This window comes from Nocardia sp. NPDC058244 (genome assembly GCF_042882065.1).
In the GTDB taxonomy this organism is placed as follows: domain Bacteria; phylum Actinomycetota; class Actinomycetes; order Mycobacteriales; family Mycobacteriaceae; genus Nocardia.
Window position 1 is genome coordinate 513579 of record NZ_JBHVWX010000006.1, and the last position, 12131, is coordinate 525709.

The 12131-nt window shown below is 69.0% G+C and carries 13 protein-coding genes; all 13 read left to right on the plus strand.

Going from position 1 to position 12131, the window contains the following annotated elements:
- The first annotated feature begins 74 nt into the window (after positions 1-74).
- The 13 genes from ACFVW6_RS21810 (at position 75) to ACFVW6_RS21870 (ending at position 12102) form a co-directional block, all read left to right on the plus strand.
- A complete protein-coding gene (locus ACFVW6_RS21810; protein WP_378830982.1) occupies positions 75-779 on the plus strand; it encodes a hypothetical protein in 705 nt (234 codons plus the stop codon).
- Between the two features lie 112 nt (positions 780-891).
- Positions 892-1431, plus strand: a complete 540-nt coding sequence (locus tag ACFVW6_RS21815) for a hypothetical protein (RefSeq protein WP_378830979.1) — start codon at positions 892-894, stop codon at positions 1429-1431.
- Positions 1432-1451: 20 nt separating this feature from the next.
- Positions 1452-1730 carry a hypothetical protein gene (locus tag ACFVW6_RS21820; RefSeq protein ID WP_378830976.1) on the plus strand — a complete coding sequence of 93 codons (279 nt, stop codon included), beginning with the start codon at positions 1452-1454 and terminating at the stop codon, positions 1728-1730.
- 1 nt (position 1731) lies between these two features.
- A complete protein-coding gene (locus ACFVW6_RS21825; RefSeq protein WP_378830974.1) occupies positions 1732-2607 on the plus strand; it encodes an alpha/beta hydrolase in 876 nt (291 codons plus the stop codon).
- Positions 2607-2837 carry a hypothetical protein gene (locus tag ACFVW6_RS21830; RefSeq protein WP_189022571.1) on the plus strand — a complete coding sequence of 77 codons (231 nt, stop codon included), beginning with the start codon at positions 2607-2609 and terminating at the stop codon, positions 2835-2837. The genes ACFVW6_RS21825 and ACFVW6_RS21830 overlap by 1 nt, the downstream gene beginning before the upstream one ends.
- 14 nt (positions 2838-2851) lie before the next feature.
- Positions 2852-3490: a hypothetical protein gene (locus ACFVW6_RS21835; protein ID WP_378830970.1), complete on the plus strand. Its 639-nt coding sequence runs from the start codon at positions 2852-2854 to the stop codon at positions 3488-3490.
- A gap of 10 nt (positions 3491-3500) precedes the next feature.
- Positions 3501-4298 carry a hypothetical protein gene (locus tag ACFVW6_RS21840; RefSeq protein ID WP_378830968.1) on the plus strand — a complete coding sequence of 266 codons (798 nt, stop codon included), beginning with the start codon at positions 3501-3503 and terminating at the stop codon, positions 4296-4298.
- Positions 4295-5704, plus strand: a complete 1410-nt coding sequence (locus ACFVW6_RS21845) for a hypothetical protein (RefSeq protein ID WP_378830965.1) — start codon at positions 4295-4297, stop codon at positions 5702-5704. The genes ACFVW6_RS21840 and ACFVW6_RS21845 overlap by 4 nt, the downstream gene beginning before the upstream one ends.
- Before the next feature lie 8 nt (positions 5705-5712).
- A complete protein-coding gene (locus ACFVW6_RS21850) occupies positions 5713-7173 on the plus strand; it encodes an SCO6880 family protein (RefSeq protein ID WP_387792582.1) in 1461 nt (486 codons plus the stop codon).
- On the plus strand, positions 7170-8879 hold the full coding sequence (locus ACFVW6_RS21855; RefSeq protein ID WP_378830961.1) for a hypothetical protein: 1710 nt from the start codon (positions 7170-7172) through the stop codon (positions 8877-8879). Before ACFVW6_RS21850 ends, ACFVW6_RS21855 begins: the two co-directional genes overlap by 4 nt.
- A gap of 152 nt (positions 8880-9031) precedes the next feature.
- Positions 9032-10558, plus strand: coding sequence for a peptidoglycan DD-metalloendopeptidase family protein (locus ACFVW6_RS21860; RefSeq protein WP_378831312.1), 1527 nt, complete (start codon positions 9032-9034; stop codon positions 10556-10558).
- Positions 10559-10575: 17 nt separating this feature from the next.
- A complete protein-coding gene (locus ACFVW6_RS21865; protein WP_378830959.1) occupies positions 10576-11112 on the plus strand; it encodes a hypothetical protein in 537 nt (178 codons plus the stop codon).
- Between the two features lie 105 nt (positions 11113-11217).
- Positions 11218-12102 (plus strand): hypothetical protein, encoded by an 885-nt coding sequence (locus ACFVW6_RS21870; RefSeq protein WP_378830956.1) that lies wholly within the window; start codon positions 11218-11220, stop codon positions 12100-12102.
- The last annotated feature ends 29 nt before the right edge of the window (positions 12103-12131 follow it).

The following is a 12131-nucleotide window of genomic DNA, read 5'->3' on the forward strand; positions in this document are numbered from 1 at the left end:
GGTTCTTCCAGCGGTGTGCTCCGAAGGGCCCCAGCCACCCATCCCACCCCACCCAGTTCGAGGAGGTGAATCCCATGCCCCGCGACGACCTACTTCCCGGCCACGGCGCCGGATGGCTGAACGAGCCCCACGGCCATAGCGAACAGCCCGCCCACACCCAACTCGAAGACCTGCCGACAGAGCCGATCTCGTCGACCGCAGCACCAGACCCAGTGAGCAACCGAACCGGTGCGCCGGGCAACGGATTCAGAATCCGCACTCGGACAGCCCTGTTCGCGCTCGCCGCGGTGGGAATCCTCGCCGGCACGGTCGGGGCCTTCGGGGTCGCCATCATGCCGAACAGATCCCCATCGAGCGGTCCCACACTGGCGAGTGCTTCCACGACCGCACCGAGCTCGACGACACCGCACCGGGTGAGGGCCTGCACCGCGCTCAAGGCGGCGACAGTGACCGACGGCGCGGGCGACACCACGACCGTCGCCGGGGTGATCGCGAAGTTCCAGCACGCCTACTACGTGCAACGCAACGTCGACGCCGCACTGGCGTTGGTCGGGCCGCAGTCCGGCGTGACCCGGGAAGGCCTCACCCCCGTGATCGCGGCCTTGCCCGCTGGGGTCGCTCACTGCGTCGGGGTCGACGTGGTCGCCGAGAACACCGCCGAGGTGCACGTGGTCGAGCTCCGGACCGACGGGACTCGTTCGGACTACCTGCAGCTGGTCAACGTCGCTACCGGTCCCTCGGGCTTGGTCATCACCAACGTCCAGAGACGAGGCAATTGACATGGTCGCCCTGACCCCTCGTGATCACCGGCTCCACGCGATCGGCGGCGGACGGTTGGACCCGGCCACCGTGCACCCACCGGCCAGCCGCGCCCCACATCGCATCGAACCGTTGCCGATCACTGGTGCGCACCCGCCGCTGGTCGCGATCGTCGGCGCCCACGGTGGTGCCGGAACCTCGACGCTGGCCCGGTGGTGGGCGCCCGCCGCCGATTGCGGGCAACGCTGGCCTGCCTCGCCGGAGACCACGCAGCGGGTCGTGATCGCGGCACGGCTGTGCCTTCCCGGGCTGGTCGCATGCGCGGACCGGCTCCGCGAATGGATGGTCGGCGCGGCCCCCGACGGTGTCGAGGTCATCGGTGTCGTCCTCACCGCGGCCCGGCCGGGAGCAGTCCCGGCGGCGGTGCGCCGCTACCGCGCCAATATCGCCGAGCTGACCGAGCTGGTGTGGGAGATCGGCTGGCACAACGAACTCGTCGAACGCGAACTGGGCGAGCTCGCCCGGTTCACCCCCTTCACCCCGGCCCCGCCGCGCCGGTCCGGCCTGACCGAGGCCGTGCCCGCCGATGTCCACCGCGTCGGCAGCGAGCTCGTCGCCGTGCTCGCCGCCTCCTTGAAAACCGCTACAGAAGAACAGGATTCGGAGAGATGAGAATGTCCACGCTATCGATTGTGGGAGACAGCCTCTCGGTGCTGTCGCAGCAGATCACGGTCAACCCGACCCGGCCACCGGGCGGGGAGAAACTGACCAACCTCGTCGGCTACCTGAGCTGGTTGGTGATGCTGGCCGGGATCGCGGCCCTGATCTACGCCGGCGGGAAATTCGGGTGGGAACGCTGGCACGGCGGCGCCGTGGAGTCCCCCAAGATCGTGTTCGCGGCCCTGGTCGGCGGCATCATCGCCACCTCCGCCGGCGCGATCATGAACGCCGCCGTGGCGGGAGGCAACTGAGATGACCGAATCCCACACCACCGCAACACCGTTCACCCGCACCGGCGACCGCGCCCGCGACCGACGCAGGTTCACCGTCACCACCGACGACGACACCCCACTGGTCCTCACCCGCTACGGGCGCCGCGACGCCGCAGCGACCGTGATCTACCTGCACGGCCCACTCGCCGACGCCACCTCCATGGCGCCGTTGATCAGCGAAATCCACCAGCACTTCGGTGGCGAGATCGCCCAGCTGGTCTACGACCAGCGCGGACACCGTCACGGAGTCCCGTTCCACCCCGGCCTGCCCGGCATGGCGCAGCTGGTCGCCGACCTGGACACGGTGATCGCCCACGCCAGCGGCCGGGTGATCCTGGTCGCGGAGTCCTTCGCCGCGATCCTGTTGCAGGAGTGGCTGTTCCGTCACCGCCGCGGGGTTCTGCGCCTGGACGCGGTCGTCGCGATCTGCCCGGCGCCCGCGCTGCCCGGCGACCGACGGTCCGTCCGATCCGGACTCGCTGACCTGGTACGCCAGCCCGGCAACTGCCTGGAACGCGAACTCGGGATCGCCTTCGGCATTCTCGACTGCGACAACGATCTACCGATCCTCGAGTCCATCGGCGCGCTGATGGACGCGCTGCGGGCAGGGGTGTCGGATGTGGCGGTCGTCGAAGACATGCTGCGCGCCACCCCGACCTGGATCGTGGCAGGCAAACAGGACCGGCTCGTCGGCCACCGGCTGGTCGCGGAACTGGCCGACACCGTGTGGGCCGAATGGGTCCTCGTCGACGACGCCGGACACGACCTGATCGCCACCCACACCCGTATCGCCGCCGACGCGGTGGTCGCCGCGCTGGAAGCAGCGCACGACCAGACCCTGTTCCGGGGCGCTTGATGCTCGCCACACCCCTGCCCGCCCAAGTCCTTTCACCGCTGACGCAGTTGGTGAATTGGCTGGCCTGGTTCGTGCTGCTGGTCTGCATCGCCCGCGCAACCTGGGTCGGCGGCCAGCTCGCGATCCGGATCTACCGCGAGGAAGCCATCGAAGGCTTCCTCGGCTCCCTGGCCGCCGCCGCGCTACTCGGCTCGGCCAGCGTGCTGGCGATCGCCATCCTGCCCACCTGACCAAGGACACCCTGATGACCCAGAATCCACCGCAACCCGACAGTCACGGCGCGGTCGCTGTGATGATGCTGGCAGCACTGCTGTCCGTCGCTACCGGGTGCACCGGCACCGACACCGACCGCACGGCAACCGCCACGACGAGCTCGGTGCCACTGGTTCCGAGCGGCGTGAGCTGGCGGTCCTGGCAGGGCATCGAGCTGCCCGTGGCAGAGCAAGGCCCGCGCTTGATCGAGGGCGCGGTCGCGTCGGACTTCGACCGCACCCCGGCCGGGGCCGCACTGGCCGCGATCCACGCGACCGTGCGGATGTCGCTGGCCCCGGACGGGCAATGGCCGCAGGTCGGGCAGCGCATGCTCGCCCCCGGGCCCGGCCGCGACAAATGGGCGACCGCACGCGCCCAGATCTCGATCACCGGCCCCGCGTCGGACTCGCGGCCCACCCTCCTCGGCTACACGCTCGCGGCGTACACCCTCACCGAGGCGCGCGTCGACATCTACTGCTCGTATGCCGACCACTCGATGACCCGCAGCACCGCCAGGGTCGTCTGGGTGGTCGACGGATGGCGGCTGCACTTGGCCGACCCGGTGACCGAAAGCCCTGTCACCGCTGTCGATTCGGCGCCGGCCGACTTGATCCCCCTGACTCGCTCGTAAGGACCTCCTGATGCGTCCACTTCGTCTGCTCCTGACCCTGCTCACCATCATCGCCTCGATCGTCGTCGTCGCTTTCGTCGTGACCGTGGCCGACGACGACCCCGAGAACCCCCAGCCCCCACGCGCACACACCGAAACGACCACCGACCGCGGACCGTCGACGACGGCGTCGCAATCCCGGCCGCCGACGGTCGACATGTTCGGCAACCGACTCGAAGTCCCTGCCGACGACGCGGGGGTGCCACTGCCACAGACTCTCGACGGCCGCATCGACCCCGCGCGACCGGACTACCTGACCGCCGCACCGGCACGGTTGCAGTGGCAGCGGATCTGGGGCGGTGCCGCCGTGCCGGTCTCGGGCAGCGACGGCCCGGCCCGCATCGACAGCGGCGTGGCCGCGGAGTTCGCGCGGACTCCGCAGGGCGCGGCGCTGGCGGCGATGGACGCGATCGGACGGGCCTACGCCGCACCGGAGACGGTCTGGCAACAGGTAGTCCGTGACCGCTTCTACGGCGGTGACGACGCATTGGTCGATCGGTTCGCGCGTTCGAGAGCAGATACCCCGGGTGTGGCGCGCTACGTCACCGTTCCGGAAGGCGTGCGTGTCCAGCCTTGGTACCGCGAGGACTTGGCCGTGGTACAGCTCGCGGTCCGCTCCAAGACCGGCTATGCGATCGCGACCTGGCCGATGGTGTGGGTCGAGGGCGATTGGCGAGTCCGTGTGCCCGATGACCTCGACACTATGTGGGGCCCGTCGACACCTGCCGCTTCGACGGTCGGGTTCGGTGACTGGAAGGCTCGGTCATGAGCGGCCTGCTTCACGCTGCCGGAGCGCCGATGGGCGGGCCGGTTCGGACGCAGGTCCCCGAGATCGCGTGCAGTGTGGTGCCCGGCGTCCGTGATGCCTGCCTGCTCGCCGACGTGGCTTCCGAGGCCGGCAACTCGGTGATCGACGGTCTGGTCGCCACCTTGCTCTCAGGCCTGGCGACGCTTTTGCGGATGGGAATGACATGGTGGACTGCCTTCCCGTCGCCGCAACTGTCATCCTCGGCAGGGCAGCCTGTACCCGTCCTTACTCAAATCCGCGAGTACACCTCCGGGCTACAGGTTGTGCTGTTGACCGCTGGAATCATGTTCGCGGCAGCACGATTGGCCCTGGCCAAACGAAGTGGCGTAGCCGGGGAAGCCCAGGAAACCTTTCTCATGTTCGCCCGGGCGATTTTTGCCGCGATGACGTTTGCGACGCTGATCACGGTCGGCACTCACGCCGGCGATGAGTTCTCCAACTGGGTGATCTTCGATGCCACCCGAGGTGACCTCGAGAATTCTGTCGCACGTCTCCTCGACCCCGAGATCATGGCCAACCTCGGGCCCGGAATTCTTCTGGTCGTCGGTGTGTTCGGGGTGATCAGCATGATCATCCAACTGGTCATGTTGGTGGTGCGCCAGGCCCTGCTGGTGGTGGTTGTCGCGGTGATCCCGTTGGCCGCCTCGGCATCGGGGACTGCGCCGGGGTCGCAGGCATACAAGCGCTTGTTGGGCTGGTCGCTTGCATTCGTGTTGTGGAAACCGGTCGGGGCGCTGGTCTATGCGATCGCGTTCACTGTCGTAGGGTCCGAGGACCAGACCGATCCGCAGTTGATGCTGCTCGGGCTGATCTTGATGTTGATGAGCGTGATCGTGCTCCCGGCACTGATCCGCTTGATAGCTCCCGCCGTGGCAACCCTTGGTGGTGGCGGCGGTGCGACGTCGGTTCTGGCTGGCGCTGGTGTCGGTATCGGTATGTCGGCCGTGGGGAGCCGACCCACGGCACGGCGAATGACCGAAGGCGAAAACTCCGCGACGCCCGCTGGCTCAACACCAGGAGGCAATCGGCCACCAAGCGGCGGTGGCTCTACCGCACGGCCCATGGCACCCATTTCCGCGTCTGGAGGTTCAGCGTCGCCGCCGGGCAGTGCCGGACAAGCGTCGTCGACTCCGGTAGGCGCGGGTGCGGGAGGAGCATCCGCACCCGCTGGAACCGCAGGCAGAGCAAGTGCCCGAAAGGCAAGCGGTGCTATGGCGGCGGGACCGGCAGGCGCGGCGATGCTAGGTGCTCAGTTGGCAGTCGGAGCGCTGCAAGGCATCGTGTCCACCGCACAAACCGCTATCCCGGACTCATCCTCGGCCCAGATCGACCCGGATGCCCTGGGCCCCGGGGAGGTGCGGCGATGACCACACGCATGTACGGGCGGTGGGAACAGCCTCGCTCGGCTGGGTTCTTCGGATTGACGTGGGGTGTTTCCCTGCTGGGGCTCGGGTTGATCATCGCGGTGATGGTGTCGTTCATGATCACCCGCTCCCTCGAGTTCACCGGGATCATCCTGCTCGCCGCCGCAGTCGTGTTCGTCCCACTGGCGGTGACGCGGAACGGGCGTACCGGCTGGGAGCTGCTGCTGCTGCGCGTCCAGTTCGCGCGCTCGCGTTCCCAGGGCGAACTCACCTACCGGTCCGGTCGGTTCTCCAGGCTGCCCGGCATCGCGAAACTTCCCGGGTTGCTGGCGGATTCGCGGCTGACGGAGTACGAAACCCCGGGTGGGAAGCGGTTCGCGATGCTGCATATCCGGCGCAGCGACCACTACACGGTGATCGTGCGGGTGATCCCGCGCGGCAAGGAGCTCGTCGACCAACCCCAGATCGATTCCTGGGTCGACGGGTTCGGCCAGTTTCTGGCTGCGCAAAGCCGGGGTGGGGAGGTCGTCGCGGTCACCGCGGTCCTGGACAACACCGTCGAAACCAGGTTGAAGCAGACCCGCGAAGTCACCCGCCTCGTCCGCGCCAATGCCCCCGGTTTCGCGAAAGCGGTCATGCGGGAAGCGGCCGCCGACAGTGGCGGGGTCGGGGTGCGGATCGAAGCCCGCATCGCGATCACCTACCGGGCGATCGGCAAGGGCCGGATCCGCCGTGACCAGGCCGAGCAGGCCCGTGAGATCGGGCAGCGTCTGCAATCGGTGTTGTCCCAGCTTGCCCGCGCTGGCCTACCGGCCACGCCCTTGCATGCGTGGGAAGTGCTGGGGTTGGTGCGCAGCCGCTACGACCTCGCTTCCCAGCGTGATGTCGAGGCTGCGGGTGCGCAGATCGTCGAGTCGCAGTCCTGGGATTCGGTCGGTCCGCTCGCGCATCAGGATCGGTGGGATCATTACGTCCACGACGGTGCCCGGTCGGTCACCTGGGAGATGGACGGTGCTCCTCGCGGCGCGGTGATGGAAACCGTCCTGGAAGAACTGCTGCGGCCGCGTCCGGACGTGCCGCGTAAGCGGGTCGCGATCGTCTACCGCTTGCATTCGGCGGCTGAAGCGACCTCGCTGGTCGATTCCGATTTCCGCGACGCGGTCGCGGCCGAGCAGACCGAACGCGGGATCTCTTCGGCGTCGGCGCGGATCCGGGTCGGCAACACCCAAGCCGCCCGCGAGGAACAAGCCCGCGGCGCCGGGCTGACCCGGTTCGGGGTGTTGGTGACGGTGACCGACCACCTCGACGCCGATCTGCCCGGGATCGAAGCCTCGGTGAAGGGGATGGCGGCGGCATCGCGGTTGACGGTGCGCCGCTGCTACGGCTACCAAGCCGCCAGCTTCGCCGCATCCCTGGGTATCGGGCTGGTCCTGCCGGAACATACCTCGATTTCCAAGCGGGTCTCGGGATGAGCGCCGACCGCGAGCCACGTCGTGCACGAGGCCCGAAATCCGAAGTGGTCGAGGGCATCAGCGTACTCACCAGCAGCCGCCGCGCCCAGGTCGAGGCCATGGCCACCCGTGGCGGCGTCGTGGGCTGGCGGGCGCGGATGCTGCTCTCGAGCGACGACCATCGCCGCGCGACCGCGACCCGGCGCCGCGACGGCACCACTGGCGACGGGTTCGACCTGACCCCACCCGCGTTCACCGACCGCGGCTACGCGGGCCCCGGCGGCGGCCGAGCAGCGGTCGTGCCAAGGACACCGGAGTGGCGGGCCACGACCGTGCAGGTCGCTGGACTGTGGCCGTTCTGCGTCGGCGCGACCTCACCCACCGTCGGAGTCCCGGTCGGCAGCCACTACATCACCGGCGCCCCGGTGCATTTCGACCCGATGAGCTGGTTTCTGCGCGGGTTCATCACCGCGCCGATCGCGTTCGTGCTGGCGCTCAACGGGTTCGGCAAGTCCTCGCTGATCCGGCGCATCGTCGCCGGAGCGGTCGCGGCGGGAGAGACCGTGCTGTGCATGGGCGACACCAAGGGCGAATACCGCGACCTGGTCGAACGCCTCGGTGGGCAGGTCGTCGACATCGGCTATGGGCATGGGACTGTCAACCCTCTCGACGTCGGGGCGCTCGGCGCGATCATCGCCCAGCTGCCCGATCCTGATCAGCGTCGCCAGGTCGCCGCCCGGGTGGAAGCCGGCCAGATCAACATCGTCGCCGGCCTGATCGAGCTGGTGCGCGGGGCACGGGTCGCCGACTACGAAGAAGTCCTGCTCGCCGCCGGGTTGCGCGAGCTCTACAGTCCCGCAGGCGGATTCAGCCACCAGAACCCACCCCTGCTCGAGGACCTGCTCGCGGTGATCTCCGCTGGCGGTGACCGGCTGCGGGCGTTCGCCGAGGAAGACGACGAGCTCGCCTACCGGGCCGCGACGAAAACGCTGCGGCGGTCGATGCGGGCGCTGGTCGAGGGCCCGTTCGGAGCGATCTTCAACGGCCCCACTACCACCCGCATCGATCTGGCCAGCCCGGCGATCTGCGTCGACATCTCCCATATTCCCGAGGGCGACACCAAACTGCTCGCCGCGGTGCTGATGACGTGCTGGTCCGACGGTTTCGGTGCCGTCGCGGCCGCTCACGCGCTGTCTGATGCCGGGCTGGCGTCGGCGCGGACGTTCGAGGTCGTGATGGACGAGATCTGGCGGGTTCTGGGTGTCGGGGAGTTCATGGTCGACCGCGTCGACGCCCTGACCCGGCTCAACCGGCCGTTGGCGACCGGGTTGATCATGTGCTCGCACACCATCAAAGACCTCGCCGCGTTCGATTCACCCGCCGCCCAAGCCAAAGCGCTGGGGTTCTTCGAACGGGCACGGGCCAAGATCATCGGGCCGGTCGGCCCCGACGAGGCCACCCGGATCGGCGCGGTCGCGGGCATGACCGACACCGAGCGCCTGCTGGTCACCTCCTGGGCCGCACCACGACCACCCTCGGATGACGACCTCGATACCTCACGTCGTGAAACGCCGCCGGGGACTGGGTGTTTTCTGCTCAAGACCGGTGAGGCGAATGAGCCGGGGATCCCGTTCCGGATGGTGTTCACCCCGACCGAACGTACCTCGCAGGTGCACAACACCAACCGACGGTTCGACAACCTCGACACCGGCCCGGCGGCCAGGTGATCCGGGATGCGCGCAGTCGAGCTCCAGCCACCACGCCACCGTGAGGCGACCGCCCGCGCGGATCGTTCGGGGGTGAGACCGTGACCAGCACCGCGCGCGGAAGTGTCGCCGTTGCCTCGGTGGTGATGCTGCTGCTTACCCTCCTTCTGTTGGTGGCGGGGATCGACGACAACGCGTGCGCCGCGACGACCGGATCAGGGGCATCGGCCCGGTCCGCGCCCGGCGCCAGGACGATGCCCCTGGCAGCGGGGACCTACACGTTGACCTCGGGATTCGGCCCGCGGTGGGGCGAACAGCATCAGGGCCAGGACTTCGCCGCCGAACCCAAGACCCCGATCTATGCCGTGGCCGACGGTGTCGTGGTCCGGGCGGGTGAGGCCACCGGTTTCGGGTTCTGGGTGGTGATCGATCACAACATCGCCGGGCAGGTCGTGTCCTCGGTCTACGGGCACATGTTCCCCGCCGACGTCCTCGTCGATGAGGGCGACACCGTCGGCATCGGGCAACCGATCGCCGCCGTGGGCTACAACGGCCAGACCGTCCCCACCGGCCCTGAGGGCGCGCATCTGCACCTGGAGATCTGGACTGGCGGAGGCAAATTCGGCGGCACCGCCGTCGACCCGATGGCGTGGTTGCAGGCCAGCGATACCTCGCCCAGCACGACCGCCACACCGTCGACCACGCCAGGCCGCGCCGTGGCCGAGAGTACGGGCGAGGAGCTGCCCGCCCTGCCGGCCTCGATCGGCACCGAGGTCGGACTGCAGGTGGACACGATCCGGGTGGCCCGCAGCATCGCCGTCGAATTCCCGCAGATCCAGACGATGTACGGGCAGCGCGAGGACCCGTTGCCCGATCACCCGAGCGGTCGTGCGGTCGACATCATGATCCCGAACCCGACCTCCGGTGACGGGAAAGCCCTCGGTGACCGGATCGCCGACTACCTCATGACCAACGCCGCGCCGTTGCGGGTCGACTACATCATCTGGCGCCAGACCTACCGCTCCGCCAGCGGTGAATCCAATCTGATGGAGGACCGTGGTGGCGACACCGCCAACCACATGGATCACGTCCACGTCACCACCCTGGGCGGCGGCTACCCCGACGGTGCACCGATCGAATCCGCAGCCACCAACCCGACCTCGGCCGGCACCACCGGATGCGCAACCAGCGCAGGGGAATCGGACCTCGCGCCCGGCGCGGTCCCCGCGGATCTCGAGCCCTGGTATCGCCAAGGCGGCACGGTGTGCCCGCAGGTCAGTGCCTCGTTGTTGGCGGCGCAGGGTAAGCAGGAGAGCGGTTTCCAGCGCGGTCTGACTTCGCCGAGTGGTGCGCAGGGGTTGGCGCAGTTCCTGCCCGGCACCGCGTCCGCGCTCGCCGCCGATGGTCGCCCGTATGTGATCGATGCCGACGGCAACGGCACCGCATCGGTGTGGGATGACGGGGACTCGATCATCGGCCAAGCCCGCTACATGTGCGACATCGCCGCCAAGATCGAGGGCTGGATCGCCGACGGCACGGTCACCGGCGACCTGACCACGCTCACCTTGGCCGGATACAACGCCGGTGAGGGTGCGGTCCTGCGCTCGGGCGGATTCCCCACCGGCTCACCCGATTACGAAGTCCATACCCGGCCGTACGTCGCGAACATCCTCGCGATGGCCGCCCAGATGTCGACCTAGATGAGCTGAGGACACCCATGACGAAACGACTCCGAGATCGCCTAGCCGTCGCGGTGGTCCTGCTCGGGCTGCCGCTGGCCGGTTGCAGTGTCGACTCGCCCGCGACCGACACTCCTGCACCGACCGGATCACACAGCGAGGGGCCGACACCCGAGACCGCCGACGCGGCGACGGCGGCCCGAATGGCGCTTTCGGCGATGTTCTCCTGGCAGCCGAGCACCGACGCCGGTCCCGGCGCTGCCCTGGCGCGTGCCTTGCCGTGGCTGACCGGAGACCTCGCCGCCGCGGCGAGGACCGCCCCCGCGAGCGGGGTGCGGCCGTTGCCGGAGTGGGTGGGGTGGCGCGATAGCGGCGATATCGTTTCCGCCCTGGTCGAGGCACAACCACCCCGCACGGTCGGAGCTGAATCCTCGGTGGTGGCGGTGGTGACCCAGCTGGTGGTTCACCGCGACGGCTCGGCGACCCGCTATCAGCGCCTGCACGTCACCGCCACCGTCGTGAACACGGCGGCGGGATGGCGGATGACCGGCTACCGCGTCAACCCGGGGACCTGACATGCCTGACACCACCAGCACCGCCGCGACGCCGAGGACACCCACGGAGGAGCAGGTGCGCCTTCCCCGATCGGAGGGCGCGGGTGACCGGACGGGACCACCACCATGACCGAACCGACCCAAACCCACAGGACAACAGCCCATTCGGCCGTGCATCGGCGGTTGGCCGCCGCGATTCAGAACGTCGCCGCCGACCTGGCGATCCTGGCCGGTGAACCGCGTATCGAACCGCCGACACGGACGACGATCCGCGATCTGTCGGTCGCCAACCGTGTCTTGCGCGAGCAGGCCGCCGCGGTCGGCGTGCCATCGACCTGGATCCAGGCCGCCACCTCGGCGGGACGCCAGGGCCGACGAAGCACCGGCGAACACCTACTTCCCGCCGCGCACGCCGTACCGCGAGCGCTGCTGGTCGCCCAACTCCACCACCAGGTCGAGGCCCTCTACACCCTGCCCGCCCTGGCCGTCCTCCGCAGCGACCGCGGCCAGATCGAGCCCCGCAACGCCGCCCGTTTGAGCGAGCACTTGCGGTTGCAGTGGTTACGGGTCGCGATGACCGCAGTCGCCATCGACGCCACCGAAACCGAAACACACGGTTGGTTCGACATCGAACCGGCCGCGTGGCGACCGCGACTGGACGCGGTCGCGCAGCAGCTCGACCTCGAAGGCGGTCGGCCCTGGCGTGCGGTGACCCAACCCGCGATCGTGCGCGAAGCGCGATGCCGCGTCGCGGCGATGCGCCTGGTCGGTATCAGCCTCGATGAGAGCCGACCCCATCAGCTGCCACCGGCCCCGCACCTGCTCGAAGCCAGCGCCGAACACGCCTGGCAGACCCGCGAGGAGGTCGAACGACCCGCCGGGGAACTGATCGGCGCGGCCATCGACGCGACCGGCATCACCGCCACCGACCTCGATCACGCACAGGACGGTGCGCACGATTTGCCGCCCCCAGCGGTGCCGATGGCCCCTGCTTCAGAACTCGACCTGTGACCACAACGATTTGCGAAAGGAGCCCCGCT